The sequence below is a fragment of the Deltaproteobacteria bacterium genome, from assembly GCA_016930875.1.
Classification (GTDB): Bacteria; Desulfobacterota; Desulfobacteria; order Desulfobacterales.
This window is the reverse complement of record JAFGFW010000137.1, coordinates 1-22,847: the sequence shown is the minus strand read 5'-3', so window position 1 is coordinate 22,847 and position 22,847 is coordinate 1. Positions and strand designations below refer to the sequence as shown.

Here is a 22,847-nt window from a genome sequence, read left to right as displayed (position 1 = left end):
TAACTACCTAAAATAACCTAGCCTTACAATTGGTTTCAAAGGTATCAAAGCTGCTAACGGCTGTCAAAAGAAAAGGAATCATTATGAAAATACTCAAATTTCCCTCGGCTTCAGCCGACAAGCGACTGGATGCAATCGTTAATCGGCACCTTGGTTTTAAGGCCAAGGACGTACAACTTGTTAAGCGAATCCTCGCCAATGTTCGCAAAAACAAAGACGAGGCCTTGATCAATTATATCAACCGCTTTGATGCCCCCAGGCTCACTGCAGGTTCCCTGAAGGCGTCAAAAGACGAAATCGCGGCGGCCCGTGGTTTTGTGGACAAGGGGTTCATCAAAAGCCTCAACAAGGCTGTAAGACAGATCGAGGCCTTTCACAGGCACCAGGTGGAACAGTCCTGGTTTACGGCAAATGAGAACGGATCAGTGTTGGGCCAGCTTGTTCGGCCGGTAAGTGCGGCAGGTGTGTATGTGCCTGGAGGGCGAGGGGGGGAGACACCGCTGGTCTCCTCTGTTCTCATGGGATGCATCCCTGCAAAGATTGCAGGGGTGAAAAATATCTGTATCACTACCCCTCCGACCAAGAACGGCACAGTCAACCCCTATCTCCTTGTAGCGGCACATAAGGTGGGAGTGGAGACCATCTACAAGGCCGGAAGCGCCTGGGGAATTGCAGGGCTTGCTTACGGCACCGAGACTATTAAGAAAGTGGATGTGATTGCCGGACCAGGCAATATCTATGTCACCCTTGCCAAGAGCCTGGTCTCCGGCACGGTGGGAATTGACATGATTGCAGGCCCCAGCGAAGTCCTCGTGATAGCAGATGAAAAGGCAAAGGCAGCCTATATCGCAGCCGATCTATTATCCCAGGCCGAGCATGACCCCCTTGCTTCTGCCATACTCCTCACGCCTTCCCGGAAACTGGCCCTGGCCGTGTCTGATGCCGTGACAGAGCAACTCAAGAACCTTCCGCGAAGGACCATTGCCGAAGCGTCGCTAAAGGCCTACGGCGCTCTGATGGTAGCGCCCGATCTTGCCTCAGCCTTTGACCTTGCCAATCAGATTGCCCCTGAGCACCTTGAGCTCCACGTGGAAGAACCCTTCCAGTACCTCGGCCTAGTTCAAAATGCGGGCGCAGTCTTTCTCGGGTCTAGCACACCCGAGCCTGTTGGAGACTACATAGCCGGACCAAACCACGTGCTCCCTACAGCAGGAACTGCACGATTTGCCTCAGCCCTTTCTGTGGGTCATTTCACCAAGAAGACAAGTGTTATCTACTACGCTGAAAAGGCGCTGAGAAAAGATGCTCCCGACATCATCCGACTGGCGGAGATTGAGGGCCTTTCAGCCCATGCCGAGGCCATAAGGATAAGGAAAAACTAAAAAAATGATAAAGATAAATATTGTAACAGTTCAGCCTCTGTTGTCATTAAAACCCAAAGACGGATTTGAACCGGAAGTCTCGCAGAGCAGCTCTGGCAAAGAGAAGTCGCAAGAAGAAGCTACCATCTCAAATGGAAATAGGAATCAATATCGAGTGTAGCGTACACAGTCCTCTTCGAATTCTTCGATGATTGCATCAGTGAGTGTTGGCGGAACTTGAGCAATGATCTCCAGGAACGTCTCCGTTGTGACACGGTAATCCTTTCCATTGACATATTCTCTCTCAAACGCAAATTGTCTGACTTTCTGAAAAAGATACTCGATATCCGCCGGGGTGAAAAGGGCGATCATTGAAACAATTCTATCAACATCCACATCGCCCCGATTGGTGTTGGACAGGTAGTGCTCAAAGATAGTTCGACGACCCTGGTCATCCAACCCCCCCACTGGAATGATGCAGTCGAAACGACCTGGTCGTAACAGGGCTGCATCGAGCTGCTGGATGTAATTAGTCGCGCAGACCAAAAGGTTTTTTCTTTGCCGTCTCTTCAACAGGGGAACCTGTTTAAGGAACTCGTTCGTGATAGATTTGTCGACTCGGGAGGCGTGATCCCGGCTCCCTGCGATTTCCTCAAACTCGTCGATAAACAGGACCACCTCGTCGAGACTGGCGGCCTTCTCCATCAACCTTTTCAGGTTGGCTCCGAGGCGATCTTCCCCCTCTGCCATCAGGTTGCTGGGGCTGACTTCAATGTACCACCACTGAAGTATGCCTGCGATGGCCCGGACAAAGTGGGTCTTGCCCGTACCAGGGGGGCCGAAAAAAATGATGGTCCGAGGTGGAATGACTGCGTGCTTCCGCGCGAGTTCCAACGCCGTTAGCGGAAGTATTATTCTCCTATTCACGATCTGTTTGGGAGGCTGGGATTCAGAAATGGTCTCCCAGACCGATTGATCGATCATCTGGGCTCCGAATCCCTTGAGAAGCTGAATCCTTTCTGCGTCGTGAAGCTCCCGATGCATGGGCTCAAGGTTCTCGATAAAATCTACACAGGCGACCTTGGTTCCAACATCCCGGCCCAGCTTTTCGGACAGGACCCATTTATGTTGCAAAATCTTCGGCCAAAGCTCTCCTGCCGTTTTTGCCTCAACCTGATGGCCGCTGCATTCGAAAATCAGTGTCGTGCAGTCTTCTGCACTGGGGATATCAGATACGATTTCCATGTGTTCCTCCGTCACAGACCGCAGGCGCATTCCCGTCTTGCCAGCACATCAAATGCAAAGAGGATTCTCTTTTCCTTTTCCAAACGCTCTTCTGGGACCTTCTCAAAGGCAAAGGCACTCATCTTTGCCAGGGCTTCCTGCCTTGACGGGATGGCTTCAAGCCCTTCGGCAAGGACCTTGCCGGATTCTGTTTCCAGCACTTCTGCCTCCTTTCCGTTAGTGACTATCGCAAAAGGAACGGCATAACTTTCGATAAGCCTTGCCACAGCCAGTGCCGGGCGTTCACGACTCACCAGGGAACCAGGCCCAAAAACAATTATGGCAAAGGCCTTTCCGGCTACCCTGATGACAAAATCGACCATGCAAGTAGCCCTGTCGCGGTCCAAAGTCAGCTCTATTTGCCTCCGCACTTCGATGTCATCTTTCAAATAGCCTTTGTCCTCCACCAGAAACCTGGCGATTTTCTGTCTTTCTCGTTCGTCAAGGGTATCGACGATTGTCTGCCCAGTAATGAAATCAACAATTTTGCCCAATGTAAGAGGTCTTGCCATGGTATCCTTACCTCACCGATGATGGTTAAGGGCTCCACGAGACTATAGAACCTACCGGGATTCTTTGTTCCAATGAATTGCGAGTCACAATATACACTTCAGGTTAGGACAGGCTTAAGCTTTTTGCAATAGAATGTTGGCTTGGGTTGGGTTATAATCCTTATCATGGATTTGTATAGAACGGATATGAACCATGCAAGAGCCAAACAGGAGTGCCTGATTCATCTGCTCCGGGATGCCGGCTCTTTGCTGGTTGCCTTTTCCGGGGGGGTGGATAGCTCTTTCCTCTTGGCTGTAGCCCATCAAACCCTTGGGGCCGGGGCGGTGGCGGCAACGGCGATTTCCGAGATATTTCCGGCGCGGGAAAAGGATGTGGCCGTGGAATTCGCTCAGGCAAGAGGGATTGATCACATCGTTTTCCCGTCTGAAGAAATAGGCCTTCCTCACTTCTTATCCAACGGACCGGACAGATGCTACCATTGCAAAAGGTCTCTTTTTCAGAAGCTTCACAAAATGGCCAGGGAAAGAAAAATAAAACATGTGGCCCACGGAGCTAACGTGGACGATCTAAAGGATTATCGCCCCGGGTTTCGGGCTGCCAATGAAATAGGAGTTATAGCCCCCCTGGTGGATGCCGGTTTGAACAAGCAGGATATACGGCTCCTCTCAAAAGAGATAGGGCTTCGAACATGGGATAAGCCGACCATGGCCTGCCTGGCTTCCAGAATACCGTATGGCAGCCCGATTACTGTTGACAAGCTGAAGATGATTGACCAGGCTGAAGCGTTTCTCTTTGACAAGGGTATCAAACAGTGCAGGGTAAGGCATCACGGGACAGTGGCAAGGATAGAGGTGGAAAGACGCGGACTGAAAATGGTAATGGAGGATGACTTGAGGAAAGCGATTGTACACAAATTCAGAGAAATCGGTTTTTCCCATATTGCTGTTGACCTGGAAGGTTATGAATCCGGCAGCATGAACAGGGTGCTTGAGACCATGGGCAAGGGGGAGAATACAGATGGCAGGTAAGGTGATCCTGAAAGACGCTTTCAAGCGTTTTACCTTGGATTTGGATAAAGTCCTTACACCTGAGGAGACGGTGCGAAGGTTTAAGGAAAAACTCAAAGGGATAAATCTGGATATTCTCGAAAGCACGATGAGAATCGATAACGGGCGACTGGGCATCCCTGTCTATTTCAGCATATGCGGAAAAGATGCCTTTGAGATCATAGGCACAAAGAAACAGATGGGAAAAGGGGGCACCCCGGAGCAGTCAGAGGCAAGTGCGGTCATGGAACTGGCTGAGAGATTCAGTTTTTTCAGTTTTTCCAGAAACCCGAAAAACTTCTTTGTTGAAGAATACCGAAATCTGAAAAACCATGCCGTCCCATTTGAGGTCATTGCCCTTTCTGTCCATGACAGTTCTGATGACCTTGACAAGGCGCAAGAGGTTTTTTCAAGGCTCCCTTTGAAATGGACATGGGGCTACAACCTGACGAGACAAGAAGAAGTACTTATCCCTTTTGACTGGTTTTTTGCCATTAACGAATACAATGGGCCATCAGCCGGCAACTGTGTGGAAGAAGCGCTCAGCCAGGGCATATGCGAGATTGTCGAAAGGCATGTCTCCTCCATCCTGAGCCGCAACACGATCACGACACCCGCCATTAGCATGAACTCAATAACCGATCCTGTGGTTTTTGAGATGATTGCAAAGTATGAAAAAATCGGGGTCAGGTTGTTCATCTCTGATTTTTCCCTCGATACCGGCATTCCCAGTGTGGGGGTGCTTGCCTACGACCCTTCGACCTTTCCCGAAAGAAGCGAAATCGTCTGGACGGCAGGCACAACACCCAACCCCCAGAAAGCATTAAATCGTGCCTTAACAGAAGTGGCCCAGCTTGCCGGTGACTTCAATACGTGCTCCAACTATGTAGCCAGTGGTCTCCCCAAGTTAAGAACCCTTGCGGAAGCCGACTTCGTCGTCCACCCTGACAGGGAGATAGATATCACAAAACTGCCGGACCTTTCCCATGACAACATAAGGGTGGAGGTGGAAAACTGTATTGCTGCCTTGTCCCGAATCGGCATGGAGGTCATTGTCCTCGATGTGACCCATCCTGAGCTTGAAATCCCAGCCTTTTATACCATCGTGCCAGGGGCTCATTTTCGTGAGCGGGCCGCAGGAACGAGTGTGGGTATGTTTTCAACCAAGCTTATTGCAGAATGCGGCGACCCCGAAAGAGCAATCACCGAACTGCAAAGGGCGGAAGCCCTGATTCCCGGAAAATACTACATCAAGTTCTATTTGGGATCATGCCATCTTTCGATGAGTAAGCCCTGCGAGGCCCTAAAGCATTTTGAGGAGGCCCTGGAACTCAATCCGAAAAAGGAAGACATTGCAAGTATCTATTCCTATATGGGGATTTCCTTAAGAGATATGAATCAATACCGACAGGCCATTACAGTACTGGAAAAAGCAAAGGATTACGATAGCGAGAGGACGGATATCCACAATCTCATGGGCTTTTGTCACTTCAAACTGAAAGAACACGAAAAGGCCATAGAGTGCTTTCGGGAAGCGCTGCGCATAGACCCCACCTCTGCCATTGATTATGCCAATATCGCTTCCAATTATCGGGACATGGACAAAAAAGACCGGGCTATTCACTATTATGAACTAGCCTTGGAGCTTGACCCAACAATAGAATTTGCCAGGGACAATCTATCCAAGCTCCTGTCTTAAAAGGAGCCAATTGAAGGGGCTATCAAGGATCACCGTGAGAAACGATTGAGTAAAACCGGTTTCGACATCTGAGACTGCTTTTCTGAAAGAGGGGGACAGAAAACCGCCACCTATTCCCTTGTTTCCTCAATTATGACTTTGTGATCCACAAGTGCAAGACGACTGATTTTGCCCTTAATGAATTTCTGTTCACCGAATATGGTGGTGAGCCTGAGCTTGTCGTTATCAGGTTCAACGGTGTCAAGCGCCTCCAGAAAGAGCTTTTCCTTGCCGTCCTTTAGCAGATATGCATTGGCCTCACACATAGTATCACCCCCTGATCGTAGGCTCATCCAATGAAAAAAGCCATGAATACAGGCTATATGTCTCCGCAGTAGCCTTCATGGCCCTGATTGTTAGATTGGGTGCGGGACCTCTGATTGACGAACCTAAGATGTCGACTTCAGTCGTTGAGCTTATTCTTTGTCCAATTCTTGTTCTTCGCCATGAACATGGGCGCTCACCACCCCGGAATTTTTCGAATCGCTGTGGTGATGATGTTCATGGTGGTGATGGTGATGTTCGTGGTCATGATCATGATCATGGGTCACGCCTTCATGGCTGTGGGTATGGCCCCGGAGAAACTCAAACTGTTTGTACTTGCTGGCATGTTTTCCGCTTGAACAACATTTGCACATATGGACCTCCCTCGCGGCCCGTGGAGCATATTTTCATATAATAATAGGGGCCGTGCGTTTATCTGTCAATTGAAAAAATCGTGCCAAACCCGTAGTGAGAGAACTTTTAATTTGACTTCTTAATTGTTACAAATGGTTAAGGAGTATTGCCTAAAGTATGTAAGCTAACGAACGTAGGTAAAGAAGGTCAACAAATGGTAAAAAAATACCACCATTTTTCAGAATAGTGTCAGAAGTTTTCTCTATCAATAACGTTTCGACCATTATCTTCCCCCTCTGAAAAAGGCCCGCCCTGCCCGCCCTGGAGCGACAGAAGTGGACCATGCCCACGCGAGAAAAACCCGGTCTGGGCCAGGGGAGATTTAGGGGGATTTTCCCCAAAGCTGCCCTGCCTTGTCGAGAAGTTGCGTTCCCAAAAGGAATTTGACTATATCTTCAATTTGGACTATCGAATGTTATATGATCTCCACAGATGATACCACGAGCCAGCTCTTGAAGGAACTTTCAGATGCCAAGGCATGGCCGGAATTTCTCAAAAGCAAGCTTGACAGCGGAACAGATGTGAGTGACGAGATCGGGAAGGCTGATGAGAAAATAGAGGGCCTCAAGAGGCGTGCAGAGAAGGCGATTAAGAGACTCGGGTGCGTAAGCCCAGAGACCCGTTCTGTTTATCATGGAATGGCTGACATGTTGATTAGCTGGCAGACCTTCAAGGACAGCCTGGAATAGCGGAGCGGGTATCTTCGATTTGCGAAGCCGTCAAGGATAATATGTAGCGCAGGCGGTCTCAGACTCCCATGCAGTGACCCGGCTTACCCTGACTCCTTTGTCTTGCACCAACGCGGCTAACTGCTTCGCCACATACCTTGCAATGTTTTCCGATGACGGGTTCAGGGTTTTAAAAGGCTCAACATCGTTCAGGAATTTGTGGTCCAAAGTCTCCAGAATACCCTCCACGTCTTTCTTGAGTATTCTGAAATCGATGACCACGCCTGCCTCGTTTAGGCCATCAGACGTAACATAGACCTCGATCTTCCAGTTGTGTCCATGTAAGTCCTCACAGGCGCCCTGGAAGTCACGAAGCTGGTGGGCAGCAGAGAAGTGGGTGATGACTTTCAGTTCATACATAAATAAAATCGCTCCGCGATTTTATAGTTACTCCGCCTCTCCTGTGTAAGGCTTTCCGCATACACTGCAAACGCCGTGTTCATTAATCACGCCGATGCAAGCGCCGTCACTGCAAAGAACGCGGTCAGAGAAATTGCCCAGATCATCCGCAGGTTTTTCAGCCAAATCGAGATCCGGAAGCGTTGATCCGCAAAAACAGCAGAACTTGCCAAAAAGGGGAATCTCTTCACCGCACTCGGGGCACTGCCGAGACGGCAACTCACCATGACAATTCGGACACTCCATAAAGCGTTCTATCCTCCAATGGCTGACATGGGACGAAGGGATTCTCCCTTTCCCAGGGTTTCAGCATGGTGTTGTTCAGGTTTCCTGGCGATCGCCTTTTGAAATAATACCTTCAAATCTTCCCGGCTGCACCCCCTTCTCAGGGGAGTCTTGATGTCCACCTCGTCATCGGCAAAAAGGCAGGGCCGAAGCTTGCCGTCCGCCGTGAGCCTGAGACGGTTGCAGGAAGGACAAAAATGATGGCTGATAGCGCTGATCAAACCAATTTCACCCTTGGCCGATTCGAAGCGATATCTCGTGGCCGGCCCATCAAGCGTCGAGCGGGCAACCTCGTGAAGGGGACCAAAGGCCTCTAATCTGGACTTGATCTCATCGGAGGAGATATATTTTTCCGGCCTCCACTGCCTATCATGTCCGATCGGCATATATTCTATGAATCGCACATGATACGGCTTTTCAACAGACAACGCTGCAAGCTGAAGCAACTCGTCATCATTAAAGCCCCTGATGGCCACCACATTCACCTTGATAGGCGAAAACCCCACGGCCTCAGCCTCCATGAGCCCTTCCAAGACCTCGTCAAAACGATCACGACCAGTAATTTTGGCATATTTTTCCCGGTTGAGGGAGTCCAGGCTCACGTTTATGCGATGAACGCCGGCGTCAAAGATCGCCTTGGCCTTTTCCTTTAGGAGAACACCATTTGTGGTAATGCTAACATCCTCTAGACGGGGCACACGGCACACGGATGAAACAAAGTCTACAAAAGCTCTTCGAACAAGGGGTTCGCCGCCAGTCAAACGCACCTTCTTAATGCCGACATCCGTGGCCGCCCGAATTACTTCCAAGATTTCTTCGTACTTTAAGATATCGCTATGATTGAAGAGCTTCAGGTCTTTTACCGGTTGGCAGTACACGCAACGAAGGTTGCATCGGTCTGTGACAGAGACCCTCAGGTAACTGATCTTGCGATTGAAATGGTCTACATTTGCAGCCATAAGGGAATGCCACTTTCAAGGCCCTGCTCCTGGGCCAGCATATCGAGGTGTAAAGTGGAAATCTGCTCCACCAAAGGATGCAAGGGGCGTTCTATCTTTCTGACATCGACGGTCTTGATATACTTTTTGCACTTGTCACACACATCCACGCGGTAGTCCTTTTCTTCTTCGCTGAAAAAATAGTGGAGGGTTTTTTGATCATTATTGTCGCAGAAAGGACAGCAAATTCTCAATATCCGCCACTCATGGCCACAGAAACTGCAAACAAGGGAACGTTTCCCTCCCTCGCCGCGCAGTATGCATAGGCCCGGCGGGCTCCCGCAGATAGGACAATAGCCCTTTCCCCACTCGGTATCCTTGTCAAGATAGGTCGATAGCTGTTCAGCGCAGAGAGAAATAGACGGCCTTATGCTGTTGTAAACAGCAAAAGCAAGGATTGTCTTGTCAATACCCAGCTTTCCTGCAACATCGCCAAGGTAGGCATCGTCCTCCTTGAGCATATTTGAGAACAGTGTTGAAGCATCCAGCGATTCCTTGTCCAGGGCATCAACGATCTTTGGACCGGCCTCAGCCAACACCTCGTTTGCCTCAACAGCAAGTTCGCAGAGCTTTCTCAACAAGGCCTCAGCGGCCACCACATCAGTCACAAAATCAGTGGTACTGATCAGAGGAAAGCCCTCTTCCTCCTTGACCGAAAGGAGATCTTCGTGGATCTTAATCGGTTCGAGGCGCGTATTTTCCTTTGAGGCCTCCTGGGCCAAACAGAGCTTTTCGTAAAAATCGAGAAGCCCTTCGTAGGCCGGCCTTTGGGCCTTGACGGCAGCTACTGCCTTTCTGATCTGGTCAGTCGTAACAATTTCTTTTTCAGTCATATGATTTCACCCAAGAAAACCCACGAAATCGTTTCGGGTTTTATAGCACAAAAAGGGGAGAAGATCAAAGAACCTTCTCCCCTTCTGCGTTAAGAGTTCTGGTCTGTTACAAATTAGCTGTCAATTCTGTAAGTGGTCTGAAGAGCTTCTTCAAGGCCACCTGCCTTGAGATGTCAAAGGCCGAACTCGATGCCACGGCAAACTTGTGATAGAGGTTCGGCTCCTCCGTGACCAAGTAAATGACTCGAACGTCATCAGGATCCAGGAGCTTGGCCTTGGGATACTTCTTTTTCACCACAGCCAGACGCTTCTTGGCCAGGGCGAGCATCTCATCCCGATCGCCAAAGTTCATTGCCCCCGTGGGGCAGGTCTTTACACAGGCCGGCAAAAGCCCGTTTTCCACCCGGTCAAGACACATGTCACACTTGGCCAGGGTCCCGTCCTTGGCCGCCCTTGGAACGTTATAGGGGCAGGAATCAATAATCGCCTGGCTGTCCAGGTTTTTGGTATTCGCTGTGTAAACCACTGCTCCGGTTGCCGGGTCCTTGAAGATGGCCGTGGGGTCATCCGCCGTCATCTCACAAGGCGCCTCTATGCAGTGGCGGCACTGATCCGGAAAAAAGAGCCACTGGAGCTTGCCGCCCACTACCACCTCGTTGAACCTCACAAGTTTGTAGGTCACGAAGGAGAGATCCGCCGGGTTTTGGTGAGTTCCACGATTCTTAGTTTTTTCCGCAGGCAGGTCATGCCACTGCTTACAGGCGACCTGACATCCTCTGCAGGCCGTACAAATTGTCGTATCAATGAAAAATGATTTACCTGGCATTCAGATCACCTCCTTCTATAGTTTGGACACATTGACCATAAAGGCCTTGGTTTCAGGAATTTTCGTATTCGGATCACCCGTTGAAGGCGTCAACAGGTTGGCGCTGTCTTCTAAGCCGGTTTGCGGCCAACGCCAGCCAAAACACCACGGGACACCCACCTCGTGAACGGTGTTGCCTGCGATGTTGAACGGCTTGAACCGTTTGGTAACGATGGCGGTGGCCTTCAGGGAACCCCGGGCTGAGGAGACCAACACACGCTCACCGTTCTTGATCCCCTTGAGCTTTGCCAGTTCCTCGCTCATTTCGACAAATACCTGAGGCTGCAACTCGAGAAGCCAAGGCTGGGGCCGGGTCATGAGGCCGGTCTGCCAGTGTTCAGATACCCGGTACGTGGTGCCTACAATGGGGTATCTCGGATCGCAGGTCTTGTACGCATCTGCGTCGGTTCCGTAAACAGGCGCCACAGGGCTCATCCGCTCTTTGTTACCTGACATGAGGTTCTTTTCAACGGGACACTCGAGAGGTTCGTAGTGCTCCGGGAAGGGACCGTCTGCGCGTCCCGGGCCATAGATCTGGGCATGTCCGTGCACGTGCATGATAAAAGCCCACTTGCTCTTGGGATCGGGCTTTTCCAGGCTTCCTATGGGCGGCCAGCCGCCATCTGGCACATCGCCGATCCATTTCTCCCCGTTCCACTTGATCACCCAGTCCTTCTTATCAAAGGGCTGTCCCTTGAGGTCTACAGATGCACGGTTGTAAATGATCCTGCGGTTTACGGGCCAGCACCAGGCAAATTCCGGGTACAGACCGATCTTGTTCACGGCATCTTCCTGGCCTCTGCGGGCCGCCATGTTCCCCTTCTCCGTATAACTGTTGCAGTAGAGCCAGTTTGCCGAAGAAGTGGAGCCGTCTGCCTGGAGCCATGCAAAGCTCGGAACCAAGGTCCCCTTCTTGCACAGCTTGCCCTTGACAGTGCAGTCTTTCAGGAAATAGCCGTTTATCTCCTTGGCGGCCTTGTGAGGATCATACAACCCGTCTGTCATATAGTCCCACTTGAGGTTCATGATCGGCTCGACGAACGTCCCGCCTTGCTTATAGGCCTCTTTAATTTTATAGCCAAGTTCCATGATGATGTCGCCATCGGACCTGCTGTTGCCAAGGGGTTTTGGTCCCTGGTAACGCCACTGCATCCACCGGCCGCTGTTGGTGATGCTTCCTTCCTTTTCCACCGACACACACGCCGGCAGAGAGAAGACCTCGGTCTTGATGCTGGATGGGTTCATCCCCGGTCCTTTCCAGAACGAGGCGGTCTCATTGTCAAAGATATTGACATTGACCATCCAGTCCAGTTTGCTCATGGCCTTCCGGTTCTTGTTGGCATTGGCCAGGGAGCAGGCCAGATTCATGCCCCAGTTGAAAAAGCCCTTGACCTTTCCTTTGTACATGTCGTCAAACATATCCAGAAAGGCGTATGTCTTACCGGCATCCAGCTTGGGCATCCAGTTATATCCAAAATCGTTTTCCTTGGTGGCCTTCTCGCCGAAGTAGGACTTCAACAAACTCACCATATACTTAGGCTCGTTTTGCCACCAGTTGGCGCTGTTGGGATCCTTGCTCTCGGCCCTTCTCTTAAGGTAGTCACCAAGGCTAGGCCATTTCGTGCTTGGGGTAGCCAGGTAGCCCGGCCAGATGTGAAAAAGCAGACACTGGTCGGTTGAGCCTTGGACATTAGACTCGCCTCGCAGGGCGTTCACGCCGCCTCCTGCAACACCGATGTTACCCAGGAGCAACTGGATCATGGCCATGGCACGGATATTCTGGACTCCCACAGTATGCTGGGTCCAGCCCATGGCATACATAATGGTGGCCGCCTTGCCGGTGGCCCCGGAGGCCGCATAGGTCTTATAGACCTTCTTCAGGTCCGCTTCCGGGGTGCCGGTGATCGTTGAGACCAGCGTGGTCTCATACCTGCTGTAATGCTTTTTCAACAACTGGAACACACACCGGGAATCCTTTAGGGTCCGGTCCATTTTCGGGACCCCGTTCTTGTCCATCTCAAAGGCCCATTTTTTCTTGTCATACTTGCGGTTCTTTTCGTCATAACCTGAAAAGAGTCCGTCTTTGAACTTAAAATCTTTCCCAACGACAAACGGCGCGTTCGTGTACGCCCGCACATACTCCTCGTTGTAAAGCTTGTTGTCCAGGATGTACTTGATCATGCCGCCCAAAAAGGCGATGTCAGTGCCTGATCGCAGGCTGGCATAGATGTCTGCCTTGGAGGAGGTCCTTGTAAATCTGGGGTCCACATTGACAAGCTTTGCCCCTTGTTTCATGGCCTTGACGACATACTTGAACGATACGGGATGATTCTCGGCCGCATTGCTTCCCATGATCAGGACGCAATCGCTATTGCCGATGTCGATCCAGTGGTTGGTCATTGCACCGCGTCCGAACGACTCTGCCAGAGCCGCAACAGTGGCGCTGTGTCAGATACGGGCCTGGTGTTCGACATAGACAAGCCCCAGGGCCCTCAAGAGGGCCTGGTAGATCCAGCACTCTTCGTTGTCCAGGGCGGAACTGCCGCCCGAAACGATCCCGACGGTCCGGTTAACCACCTGACCCTTGGCGTTCTTGTGAGTAAAGGTGGCATCACGGGTCGTCTTTACGCGTTTGGCAATCTCGGTCAGTGCCCAATCCCATGAAACCTGCTTCCACTCCTTTGCATAAGGCGCTCGATACATAGGCTCAAGGTGCCGATTTTCGTTTTCGGCCAATTGAGACAGCGAGCTGCCCTTACTGCAAAGTGAGCCCCGGTTAATAACGTGGTCAGGGTCACCCTCGATGTTGATGACACGGCCGTCGCCTTTCTGGCTCGTATGCACAATGGCGCCGCAACCTACTGCACAATAGGGGCAGATGGTGGTGGTCTCCTTGGCATACTTGGTCTTTAGCATTTGGGCATGTGCCTTTACTGGCGAAAGGTCAAAACCCAGACTGCTTACCGCAAGACCGGCAGCCGTTGCACCAGAGATCTGAATGAATTCTCTGCGTGTTACTTTCATAGGCGTACTCACCTTCCTTTCTGAATAAAATTTGGTTGATTAAAAAAACCGGCAAGCGCGAAACTACTCGCAATTCACCCCCTCTCCGTTTATGTAATTGGGATTTTTGTAATAGAACACTTTGTTGACAGGTAAAAACCCAAAGCGCAAGTATGGTAAGTTAATATCCGGTCCTTTGCGGCCTGGATTCTTTAAATTTTGCTCCGAGCGATATAGGATTGTTGCAGTATGTCACGCGTGACATACTGCTTATATTTTCAATATGTTATATATATACCCAAGTCTCCACTGTGTCAACATTTTTTTGTTTATCACTGTTGACGACTTCGAAATGCATCATTGTGGCTTTTCGGTTCCCGCTATTTTTTCGGGATCCGCACCTTCAAAGAAAGCTCCTCCAGTTGGTCGGGGGGGACATCACAAGGGGCTCCAGTGAGGAGGCAGGTTGCTTTTTGAGTCTTTGGAAAGGCGATCACGTCCCTGATGGAGGATTGTCCGGCCATTAGCATGACGATTCTGTCAAAGCCCAGGGCGATGCCACCGTGGGGAGGGGCTCCAAAGTCAAGGGCTTCAAGCAGAAAACCGAATTTTTTTTCGTAGGTCTCCCGGTCAATGCTCAGGGCCTCAAACACCTTTTCCTGCACCCCACGCTGGTGGTTGCGGATACTGCCGCCGCCTATCTCCGCTCCGTTCAGGACAAGATCATAGGCCCTGGACCGCACAGAAAGAGGGTCTTCGGCAATCCGTTCCATGTCCTCTTCAAGGGGAGCTGTAAAGGGATGGTGCATGGCCATATATCGCTTTTCCTGCTCGTCATATTCCACAAGAGGAAACCCGGTCACCCATATGAAGTTGTATTGGTCATCGTTTATCAGGCTCAGTTTGCGGCCCAATTGATTTCGCAGATGCCCCAGGGCCTCGTTCACTACCTTGGGTTGATCGGCTACGAACATGACAAGGTCCCCTGGCTCCATATCGAGCCTCTCGGTCAGCAATGCTTTTTCCGAATCGGAAAAAAATTTTGCAATGGGTGACTGCCAGGCGTCAGGACGCACTTTGATCCAAGCCAGGCCCTTGGCCTTGTAAACAGCCACAAAGTCTGTAAGATCGTCGATCTCTTTTCGAGAAAAACCGATGCATCCCTTTGCGTTTATGGCCTTAACTATGCCACCCGCCCTTACGACATTTGCAAAGGCCTTGAACTCGGCCGCGGCAACAATATCAGAAACATCCTTTAGCTCCAGAGCGAAGCGAGGATCGGGCTTATCCAGACCAAATCGACCTGTTGCCTCCTCATAGCTCAGCCGCTTGAAAGGAGTCTTGAGCTCTATGCCAAGTATCTCCTTAAACATGGCAGCCATGACCCCCTCCGTGACCCCCATCACATCTTCTTCAGTAACAAAAGACATCTCAATATCGATCTGGGTAAATTCCGGCTGTCGGTCTGCCCGGAGGTCTTCGTCTCGGAAGCATCGAACGATCTGGTAGTATCTGTCAAATCCGCCCAGCATCAAAAGTTGCTTAAAGATCTGGGGGGATTGCGGCAGCGCGTAAAATTGTCCTGGATTGACCCTGCTGGGCACAAGGTAGTCCCGTGCCCCTTCAGGCGTACTTTTGGTCAAAAACGGGGTTTCAATGTCCAGAAATCCAAGCCCATTCAGATAGGAACGAATCGTTGCGGCTGCCCGGTGGCGAAGAATGAGATTTTTTTGAAGATCAGGCTTGCGCATATCAAGATACCTGTACCTGAAGCGAATATTGTCAGATACTTGTGTGTTATCTTCCAGGACAAATGGTGGAGTTTGGGAATGATTCAGAATCCGCAGCTCCGAGGCCATGACGTCAATCTCACCGGTTTTCAGCTTGGGATTGATCATACCTTCGGGCCTGTGCACAACAGTGCCCCGGGCTGCCAGCACAAACTCGCTCCGGATGACCTGGGCCTTCTCGTGAACCGACCTGTTGAATTCCGGGTTAAAAACCACCTGGGTCAGGCCTTCGCGATCACGCAGGTCTACAAAGATTACGCCGCCATGATCTCGACGGCGCTGTACCCATCCCATGAGCACCACCTCTTTGCCCACGTCCTTGGCCGTGAGCTCCCAACAATGGTGGGTTCGTTTCATGTTGCCAAGGGAATCAAGCAAAACCGGCTCCTTTCATAGAATCGCTGGGCAATTTCCTGTGGCGCTACGCGCCGTTTGAGGCGCTATTACTTCTTTCTTCCTTAACCTCGCTCAGCTCTCACTTTGCTGACGACAGCGCTTACAAGGTCTTGTATGGAAACTTCCTTTTGTTCCTTGGTCTCCAGATTCCTGAGTACCGCAGCCCCCTCCTCAAGTTCGCGCTCGCCTACTATAAGAACATAGGATGCTCCAAGTTTATTTGCCCGTCGCATTTGCGCCTTGAGACTGCGGTCTTGGAAGTCCATCTCAGTGCGAACCTTTTGCCTTCTGATGTGCTGCATCCACTCAAAGGCCCTGTCCTGCGCTTGAGACCCCAGGGCAGCGATGTAGAGGTCGGGCCGTTTTTCGAACTTTTGGGCACGGTCGGCCAAGAGTTCCATCACTCGATCAACACCAATAGCAAAGCCCACGCCTGGCTGATCCGGGCCGCCTAAAGACTTCACGAGGCCATCATAGCGTCCGCCACCTGCCACGGCATCTTGGGCTCCTAAGGCCCCGGCAAGGACTTCAAAGGTCGTTCGAGTATAATAGTCCAATCCCCTCACCAGCCTATGATTTGTCTGAAAGGGTATATGAAATCCTCCCAGGGCGCTTTGGACTGTGTCAAAATGGTTTTGGCAGTCTTTACAAAGGTGCTCCAGAATAGATGGGGCATCTTGCATGGTTTCCTTGCAGGTGGGCACCTTGCAATCGAATATGCGCAGAGGGTTCTTGTCCCTTCTCCTGAGGCAGTCCGAACAGAGTCTCTCGGAGCGACCTGACAAGAAGGCTTTGAGCGCCTTCTTAAAGCTCGGACGGCATTCAGGACAGCCCAGGGAGTTGATGTGGAGCTCGATGTCGGAAAGTTCAAGGCGCTGCATGAAGGTCATCAATAAAAGAATAAGTTCGGCATCCGCTCTGGGATCGTGCAGCCCAAAGGCCTCGGCGTTGATTTGGTAAAACTGCCGGTACCGGCCTTTCTGGGGGCGTTCCCTGCGAAACATTGGCCCAACTGAATACAGCTTCCACACTGGATCTTTTGCATACAACTTATGCTCGATGTATGCTCTTACCACAGATGCCGTGGCCTCAGGCCGCAGGGTGAGGGAACCGCCGCTTCGATCGGCAAAGGTGTACATCTCTTTTTCCACGATGTCGGTATCGGCCCCGATGCTGCGGGCAAAAAGCTCGGTTTGCTCAAGAATGGGGATTCGCAGTTCCGTAAAGCCGAAGTCATCAAAGAGATGCCGGACAACGCCCTCAACGTATTGCCAGAGCCCGGTTTCTTCCGGGAGAATGTCTTTAAAACCCCTGACCAGCCTGATCATTTTGGTAATGCCTCTTTAGAACTCATACATCCATTGTTTTCACAAAACTTAATTTTCTAACGCAGAGAAAACCAAGAAGTCAACACAATAATGCCCAACAAGCAGGGCCACCTGTGTTGAAAAAAATTGCCAACCGCAAGTCATTGCCTTCAAATAGTCGAATCCTTAGTGCTTCGATTCGCAACTAGTGTAACGTATTTTAAGATGTTAAGTTTGCGTATTTGCTTACTCCATTCGGCCCGAGCTCATGGCCGAGGGCAACACTAAGTCCTGAGGGATTCGACTGAGAGGTGTCGACGAGCTCACGTCGAGTCGCTCAGCCGAAGTCTAAATAGATTCGTTATCGAATTTATGAATCGATGGAGTTAGGCGGGATTTAGCATCCATTTCCAAGCAGGTATGGCTTTGACTGAAATTCCATCTTTGTGAAAATCTTTTTCCTGATTATATGTTACTATAAGATTTTCTTTGATGCCGAAATACTTGGCGCTTGTGACGATTGCCTCCAACTCCCGCTTCACGGTATCTCCTTCACTTATATCGATACAGACCTGGAGTGCCATGACAGGATAACCGTGGCTGTCCACGGCGATGAAATCCACCTCCTGTCGCTTTTTTCTCGTTAAATAATAATGAACCCTGTGCCACCTTTGATAAAGGTGAACAAAGACCATGTTTTCAAGCGCCCTGGAATAAGAACCGTCCCAAACAAGGCTGTTCTTGTTGGCCAAAGCCCAGTCGATTGCGTAAATTTTCTTGTAGTTTCTCTCCTGCTCTTTAAGGGAATTCGAATAGATGGGGACCATGAACAAGAGCCATGAATCTTGCGCCCAATGAATATACCCTCTCACGGAATCCCGGCTTGTGCTGAATCCGCTTTGTTTTAGATACTGGAAGGCGCTCTGAAGCGTATGAGCCTTGCTGATATTCGCAAGCAAGTAGTTATACAGATGGATGCACTGTTTCGGTTTGCTCACATCATATCGCTGTATTATGTCTTTGAGAATCATGGTATCGAAATACTCTCTCAGCAATGCCTCTTTTGTATATTCTTCGAGATTGGCCATGGCGGGATAGGCGCCCCACTTCAAGTATTCGTCAAACATCCTTCTTGCTTCGGCCTGGCCTTTTGTTGAACTCGCTTTGTATCTGAAATCCTTGAATCTCAGAAACTCAACAAAGCTCAGTGGATATACCGTAGATGAAATGGCTTTACCCCGAAGTTCAGTTGCAATGTCATACTTTAACAACTTGGAAGACGACCCTGTTACAATCACTTTCCAATTGGGATTTCGGGACAAATCTATGACATATTCTTCCCATCCAGGCACCTTGTGGATTTCATCCAGAATAAAGAGCAGCGGGGTATTCAACTCGAATTCCGGGTTGAGCTTCAAAAATGTGTTCTGAATCAGTGGCAGATCGGGGGCCTTCATGTTGGACAAGACAGGATTGTCAAAATCCATCAGGCATACCTGATCGATCGAGCTGACAACCTGCTGACGAATCATTTCATCTGCTGCCTGCAACACCCGAAAGCTTTTGCCAGCTCTGCGGGCGCCAATGACGGTTGACACCATGTTCTCAACCAGTTGAAGTCTGCCCTCCCTTGGGATATATTTAGGAATGCCGAGGCTCTTGAAGTCTTCGATTTTTCTTTCTATTTCTCGTTCAACCATGCGGGATCTACCTATTGGGGGTAGGCAAGTTAGGGCTAATGATTAGTCGGTTTATTGCATTGTTACGCCTAATTATTAGTCGCAAAAAGCTCTTTTGTCAAGAGAAAAACAGCACAAAGCGCTCAGATCCTACTTTCGTCTCCTTTTACCCTTCGTGGCTAACCCTGTTTTTTGAAGCCATGTTCACCTATTTCCCCTTGGGTGCGAGGGTAATTCTTCTGAAGGTCTCATGCCCAACACCTTTCGGCCCCCATTCAGCCAGGTTTTTGTACGGCCCCTGGAATCCTGCATTGCTGTCAAATTCGCCAACTCCCGGATCGATGTCTCGTATCTTCCCCCATTTCCAAAATGGTAGCAGATTTTGGCAAACATGTTAAAACCTCAGCAGGATGATCGAGGCTATGGTGAGTGAAATACCGAGTATTCTCAAATGCGTCAGTTTTTCTCTGTAAATCACCACAGACAAAATTATCGCGATGACAAAATGCATACCGGTTATGGAGGCAATGATGGAGAGTGGTCCCATAGAAAGTGCTTTTAAGAATGAGTAAAATCCAGCAAAATTGATTAGGCCCATGACCGAACCGATGATTAATGCATCCTTGTGACCTGCACTGGCATGTCCTGTCTGCAATTTCTTTCTTATTCCCAAAGAAAACGATGTTGCACATATGTATGAAAGTGCCATGAAGGCCATTTTGTTTGTGTGCATGGCAGCAAATTTGCTGGAGATCGAAGCGATAGCACCGCACAAGACGGAAATGAATATGAACATAAAGCTAAGCTTTGTTCTTCCATAGGATATTTTCTTGTGATCGAGTCGTCGTGACAAGATAACCATAGCAGCCACAGCAAGAGCAATCCCCACGGCCTGATAAGCGGACAAATCATCTTCAAAAACAATGATCGAAAATATCACGACAAGGACGACATTTAGCCTGATGATTGGATATACTATGGAGGCAGGTATGTATCTAAGTGCCTCTATGTGAGCCACTGTGCCGACAAGAAAGGCACTGCCATTTGTGAGGGCGATCAATAGTAGAAATTGGATATTTGTCACAGACTGTTTGAGAACAAGGAACAGAATTGAACTCAGAACAGACACTGTAGCCATAAAATATAAGGTTGTCAGGGCAGTATTGCACCTTCTTTCAGCAGAGACCTTGTAGAAGAATCTCTGTGTGCCCATAAAAAACAACGCCATGATTGCAAAGGTATACCAACTCGCCATGATCGGTTTCCTAGAGCAAGGCCATGTCACCTGCAAGGCCTACCGGTGTTACATAAATCTCCTGGCCGAAAGAATCAAGGTGGGCTTTTGGTCAAATCAACTGTCCACAAAGGCAGGGCGATCCGTAAGCAGGGGGGCAATTGTTGTTGTATTTCCTAGTCGAGTAATGCGAACATGTCCCCATGAAAGGGTCCCTCAAAATCATCCCCATCCAGGCTTGCCGGAATTCCGAAAATTCCGGGGGCACCATAGGCGTGGAACAGGCTACGTTCGTGCAGAACGGGCACAGATTCCGGGACGTGGTTTTTTCCTCTGGGTTCCTTTGACGCGACCAGTCTGATTCCTGTTCGTCCACGGTAGCCAAGCAATTTCTGCGCGAACGCCTCCTATCTTTGTGACTGCCCCCTTACCCCCGGCCCCTAGTTCCTTTGCCTTTCCCCTTTCGGTACGAGACTTAGAAACTTGAGGGCGTCCCCAAGATTCATACCCTAAGTGTCTTTCTCAGCCCACGTTCCGAGCCCCGTCTCAAAAAAAGGGTATCTGAAAAAATCAGTTTCGGATGGAGCCCCAGGCCTGCGAAAATACCGACCGCAGGACCGGCTCCATGCGAGCCCAACCACAATGGTCATGGTTCGTTGTCAGTTGTTTGTCGTTTGTTGCCTGTCGTTTGTTGCCTGTTGTTTGTCGTCCGTTGTTTGTTGTCCCATCTCCCCTTGCCTCAAGCCCCAATCTCCGATAGGGTGAAGACGCAAACGCTGGACACTTTCACGGACATGAGCGCGATTTGCTTCACATGAAAAATTCCAAACTGGCTATCATCAACATCCTCACCTTCCTCGTTTTTTCCAATATTGCCTTCTTTTTCATGTATCCCATCTATCTCTCCACGGTGGATGTTTCCAAAACGGCCATAGGCCTCATCATGGGCACGTTTTCCATCGCTTCCCTGGCAGTAAGGCCCCTTGTAGGCAAGACCATCGATCGCCTGGGAGAAAAACCGGTTCTCGTTTCGGGCCTTTTGATGATTTTTTGCTGCTCCTTTCTTTATCATGTGATCCCCGGCAAGCTCGGGGCCATATATGCCCTTCGCATCATTCACGGCGTCGGCTTTTCCGCCTTTATTGCGGCAGCTTTTTCAACCATCGCCAAGTTCACTCCCCATGAGACGAGAGGACGGGCCTTCAGTCACAACGGTGCCACCATGCTTGCGGCTTTGGGATTTGTGCCTCTGGCCGGCGAACGTCTTATGGACGCCTTTGGACACCCGGTCATCTTTCATGGCGGCGCAGCCACCACTTTTTTGGCCTTCAGCATACTGGTGTTCACAAAAAAATGGGACAGGCTTTCACAAAGGGTTGAACGGTCGGTCAGTTACCTGGAGATAGTCCAAGATCGCTCCTTTTTCTTTGTCCTCATGGCCATGATCCTCTTTGTGGATGTCCAGGCCACGGTGCTTCATTACTTTCCTCTTTACGCCAAGACCGTCGCTATGAGTGGGGGCCTCTTCTTGAGCCTGTCTCTGGGTCTGGCCGTGGCCATCAGGCTTTTCGGCGGCGCCCTCCTGGACCGATACAGCAAACTGGTAATCATACGGATCTGCTTCGTCTTGTTCGGCTCGGGGATCCTGTTGATCTACAAATTGGATGTGCCTTTCTTTTTTGTCCTTTCCGTTGTTCTTTACGGGTCCGGCCTGGGATATCTTTTTCCCGCCTTGAATGCCCTGGGGGCGGAACAAGGCTCGATGGCGCAAAAAGCCGGCATGATGAGCATGCTCACCATGGCGGTAGACGGCGGCTTCATCCTGGGGAGCATCTTTTCGGGATTGCTTTCAGACACGATCGGACTCTCCAACACCTTCGTCTTTGCAGGGGCTGTTTCCCTTTTGGGAGCCCTGGTTACATCATTGGCACCCATTAGAGAACAGGCCGAAAACTAGGGATTTCAATTGAGCGTCGCAGGGCGTTTCCGCCCCAAAAACCTGTGATTCCGGCCACCTGAGGCAAAGACGTTCCCGTCGGCCGATCGTCATTTTTTCGGAGATTTTAAGGGGCGTCTATGATTTTATGCTATTCGGCGTTATACCAGTCTGAATTGTTCTTCTTCTGCTATCTTTTCAAAACGCTTTCAACAAATTCACTATCCCCCAGAATCCTTTCATCGCCTTTCAACCTTACCAGACCGCCACCTGTAAGATCAGGCCTCTTGCCTTCGGCAATGCCTTATTAGGAATCAATGCCCAAGCAAAGCACTGGGTTTGTGTATCGACGACGATGCCTCCAAGCCGATCCCAAAAGTTGACTCGATCAGCGTCCTCACGGAATATCTTGCTGCGCTCTATAGCCCTGATGACGACATGATGGAAAGCCTCAGGTGCGTCTATCCTTGCTTATCTTGGCATGCCTCGTCATAATCGTCTTTTTCAGCCAACGTAAAGCATAAAATCATAGATGTCCCCTAAGATTCATGCCAGGCAAATCCATACTGGCTAATCGGGTCAAAACATAATCAATCGGTTTCTTCTCCGGTTTCTGGGGAATCAAAGACAGCGGTAGGCTAACCGTCAATTTGGGGATTTTCGTACGGACAAATCTGTGAAGAACTTTTTTCAGTGGGATTGTCCGGTTACCTTGATCTTGAAAGGCCGGGGTGGGTTCCTGCTGGGTTACAAATTCGCTCCCTTGGTTCATTT

The 22,847-nt window shown here is 50.1% G+C and carries 19 protein-coding genes; 6 read left to right on the top strand and 13 right to left on the bottom strand.

Features of this window, described 5'->3' with window-relative positions:
- The first annotated feature begins 83 nt into the window (after positions 1 to 83).
- A complete protein-coding gene (hisD, locus tag JW883_12075) occupies positions 84 to 1,382 on the top strand; it encodes a histidinol dehydrogenase (GenBank protein MBN1843002.1) in 1,299 nt (432 codons plus the stop codon).
- A 144-nt stretch (positions 1,383 to 1,526) separates the two neighbouring features.
- Here the strand turns inward: hisD and JW883_12070 are convergent, their stop codons facing one another.
- On the bottom strand, positions 1,527 to 2,636 hold the full coding sequence (locus JW883_12070) for an AAA family ATPase (protein MBN1843001.1): 1,110 nt from the start codon (positions 2,634 to 2,636) through the stop codon (positions 1,527 to 1,529).
- Positions 2,618 to 3,157 carry a type I restriction enzyme HsdR N-terminal domain-containing protein gene (locus tag JW883_12065; protein MBN1843000.1) on the bottom strand — a complete coding sequence of 180 codons (540 nt, stop codon included), beginning with the start codon at positions 3,155 to 3,157 and terminating at the stop codon, positions 2,618 to 2,620. The genes JW883_12070 and JW883_12065 overlap by 19 nt, the downstream gene beginning before the upstream one ends.
- Positions 3,158 to 3,343: 186 nt before the next feature.
- Between JW883_12065 and larE the strand changes: the two genes are divergently transcribed.
- Both larE and JW883_12055 read left to right on the top strand, forming a co-directional pair.
- The gene (gene larE / locus JW883_12060; GenBank protein MBN1842999.1) at positions 3,344 to 4,186 is read left to right on the top strand and encodes an ATP-dependent sacrificial sulfur transferase LarE; all 843 of its coding nucleotides are present in this window, start codon (positions 3,344 to 3,346) and stop codon (positions 4,184 to 4,186) included.
- Complete coding sequence (locus JW883_12055; protein MBN1842998.1) at positions 4,176 to 5,903, top strand: YcaO-like family protein; 1,728 nt, start codon at positions 4,176 to 4,178, stop codon at positions 5,901 to 5,903. Before larE ends, JW883_12055 begins: the two co-directional genes overlap by 11 nt.
- A gap of 110 nt (positions 5,904 to 6,013) precedes the next feature.
- On the opposite strand, the gene JW883_12050 is transcribed toward JW883_12055, so the two are convergent.
- Positions 6,014 to 6,208, bottom strand: coding sequence for a CooT family nickel-binding protein (locus tag JW883_12050; protein MBN1842997.1), 195 nt, complete (start codon positions 6,206 to 6,208; stop codon positions 6,014 to 6,016).
- A gap of 114 nt (positions 6,209 to 6,322) precedes the next feature.
- Between JW883_12050 and JW883_12045 the strand changes: the two genes are divergently transcribed.
- Positions 6,323 to 6,565: a hypothetical protein gene (locus JW883_12045; protein ID MBN1842996.1), complete on the top strand. Its 243-nt coding sequence runs from the start codon at positions 6,323 to 6,325 to the stop codon at positions 6,563 to 6,565.
- 474 nt (positions 6,566 to 7,039) lie between these two features.
- Positions 7,040 to 7,309, top strand: coding sequence for a hypothetical protein (locus tag JW883_12040; protein ID MBN1842995.1), 270 nt, complete (start codon positions 7,040 to 7,042; stop codon positions 7,307 to 7,309).
- A 30-nt stretch (positions 7,310 to 7,339) separates the two neighbouring features.
- Here the strand turns inward: JW883_12040 and queD are convergent, their stop codons facing one another.
- From queD to JW883_11990, 10 genes are all read right to left on the bottom strand, one after another.
- Positions 7,340 to 7,708, bottom strand: a complete 369-nt coding sequence (gene queD, locus JW883_12035) for a 6-carboxytetrahydropterin synthase QueD (GenBank protein ID MBN1842994.1) — start codon at positions 7,706 to 7,708, stop codon at positions 7,340 to 7,342.
- A 27-nt stretch (positions 7,709 to 7,735) separates the two neighbouring features.
- Entirely contained in the window at positions 7,736 to 7,993 is a 258-nt protein-coding gene (locus JW883_12030) for a hypothetical protein (GenBank protein MBN1842993.1), read from the bottom strand.
- An 8-nt stretch (positions 7,994 to 8,001) separates the two neighbouring features.
- The gene (gene moaA, locus JW883_12025; protein MBN1842992.1) at positions 8,002 to 8,991 is read right to left on the bottom strand and encodes a GTP 3',8-cyclase MoaA; all 990 of its coding nucleotides are present in this window, start codon (positions 8,989 to 8,991) and stop codon (positions 8,002 to 8,004) included.
- Positions 8,976 to 9,863: a formate dehydrogenase accessory protein FdhE gene (locus tag JW883_12020; GenBank protein MBN1842991.1), complete on the bottom strand. Its 888-nt coding sequence runs from the start codon at positions 9,861 to 9,863 to the stop codon at positions 8,976 to 8,978. Before JW883_12020 ends, moaA begins: the two co-directional genes overlap by 16 nt.
- 106 nt (positions 9,864 to 9,969) lie before the next feature.
- Positions 9,970 to 10,689, bottom strand: a complete 720-nt coding sequence (locus JW883_12015) for a formate dehydrogenase (protein ID MBN1842990.1) — start codon at positions 10,687 to 10,689, stop codon at positions 9,970 to 9,972.
- A gap of 15 nt (positions 10,690 to 10,704) precedes the next feature.
- Positions 10,705 to 13,752: a formate dehydrogenase-N subunit alpha gene (fdnG, locus tag JW883_12010; GenBank protein ID MBN1842989.1), complete on the bottom strand. Its 3,048-nt coding sequence runs from the start codon at positions 13,750 to 13,752 to the stop codon at positions 10,705 to 10,707.
- 359 nt (positions 13,753 to 14,111) lie between these two features.
- Positions 14,112 to 15,899, bottom strand: coding sequence for an aspartate--tRNA ligase (gene aspS / locus JW883_12005; protein MBN1842988.1), 1,788 nt, complete (start codon positions 15,897 to 15,899; stop codon positions 14,112 to 14,114).
- 80 nt (positions 15,900 to 15,979) lie between these two features.
- Positions 15,980 to 17,245: a histidine--tRNA ligase gene (locus tag JW883_12000; protein ID MBN1842987.1), complete on the bottom strand. Its 1,266-nt coding sequence runs from the start codon at positions 17,243 to 17,245 to the stop codon at positions 15,980 to 15,982.
- A gap of 365 nt (positions 17,246 to 17,610) precedes the next feature.
- Complete coding sequence (locus tag JW883_11995; GenBank protein ID MBN1842986.1) at positions 17,611 to 18,924, bottom strand: ATP-binding protein; 1,314 nt, start codon at positions 18,922 to 18,924, stop codon at positions 17,611 to 17,613.
- A 373-nt stretch (positions 18,925 to 19,297) separates the two neighbouring features.
- Positions 19,298 to 20,158 (bottom strand): EamA family transporter, encoded by an 861-nt coding sequence (locus JW883_11990; GenBank protein ID MBN1842985.1) that lies wholly within the window; start codon positions 20,156 to 20,158, stop codon positions 19,298 to 19,300.
- Positions 20,159 to 20,951: 793 nt separating this feature from the next.
- Between JW883_11990 and JW883_11985 the strand changes: the two genes are divergently transcribed.
- The gene (locus tag JW883_11985) at positions 20,952 to 22,094 is read left to right on the top strand and encodes an MFS transporter (protein ID MBN1842984.1); all 1,143 of its coding nucleotides are present in this window, start codon (positions 20,952 to 20,954) and stop codon (positions 22,092 to 22,094) included.
- Positions 22,095 to 22,847: the final 753 nt, after the last annotated feature.

Bases quoted from the DNA above. Each gene is read 5' to 3' on its own strand.
- JW883_12050 (MBN1842997.1), bottom strand. From the start codon at position 6,208: ATGTGTGAGGCCAATGCATATCTGCTAAAGGACGGCAAGGAAAAGCTC.
- JW883_12020 (MBN1842991.1), bottom strand. From the start codon at position 9,863: ATGACTGAAAAAGAAATTGTTACGACTGACCAGATCAGAAAGGCAGTA.
- hisD (MBN1843002.1), top strand. From the start codon at position 84: ATGAAAATACTCAAATTTCCCTCGGCTTCAGCCGACAAGCGACTGGAT.
- JW883_11985 (MBN1842984.1), top strand. From the start codon at position 20,952: ATGAAAAATTCCAAACTGGCTATCATCAACATCCTCACCTTCCTCGTT.
- JW883_12040 (MBN1842995.1), top strand. From the start codon at position 7,040: ATGATCTCCACAGATGATACCACGAGCCAGCTCTTGAAGGAACTTTCA.
- JW883_12055 (MBN1842998.1), top strand. From the start codon at position 4,176: ATGGCAGGTAAGGTGATCCTGAAAGACGCTTTCAAGCGTTTTACCTTG.
- queD (MBN1842994.1), bottom strand. From the start codon at position 7,708: ATGTATGAACTGAAAGTCATCACCCACTTCTCTGCTGCCCACCAGCTT.
- JW883_12000 (MBN1842987.1), bottom strand. From the start codon at position 17,245: ATGATCAGGCTGGTCAGGGGTTTTAAAGACATTCTCCCGGAAGAAACC.
- JW883_12030 (MBN1842993.1), bottom strand. From the start codon at position 7,993: ATGGAGTGTCCGAATTGTCATGGTGAGTTGCCGTCTCGGCAGTGCCCC.
- JW883_12065 (MBN1843000.1), bottom strand. From the start codon at position 3,157: ATGGCAAGACCTCTTACATTGGGCAAAATTGTTGATTTCATTACTGGG.
- JW883_11990 (MBN1842985.1), bottom strand. From the start codon at position 20,158: ATGGCGAGTTGGTATACCTTTGCAATCATGGCGTTGTTTTTTATGGGC.
- larE (MBN1842999.1), top strand. From the start codon at position 3,344: ATGAACCATGCAAGAGCCAAACAGGAGTGCCTGATTCATCTGCTCCGG.
- JW883_12070 (MBN1843001.1), bottom strand. From the start codon at position 2,636: ATGCGCCTGCGGTCTGTGACGGAGGAACACATGGAAATCGTATCTGAT.
- moaA (MBN1842992.1), bottom strand. From the start codon at position 8,991: ATGGCTGCAAATGTAGACCATTTCAATCGCAAGATCAGTTACCTGAGG.
- JW883_12015 (MBN1842990.1), bottom strand. From the start codon at position 10,689: ATGCCAGGTAAATCATTTTTCATTGATACGACAATTTGTACGGCCTGC.
- JW883_11995 (MBN1842986.1), bottom strand. From the start codon at position 18,924: ATGGTTGAACGAGAAATAGAAAGAAAAATCGAAGACTTCAAGAGCCTC.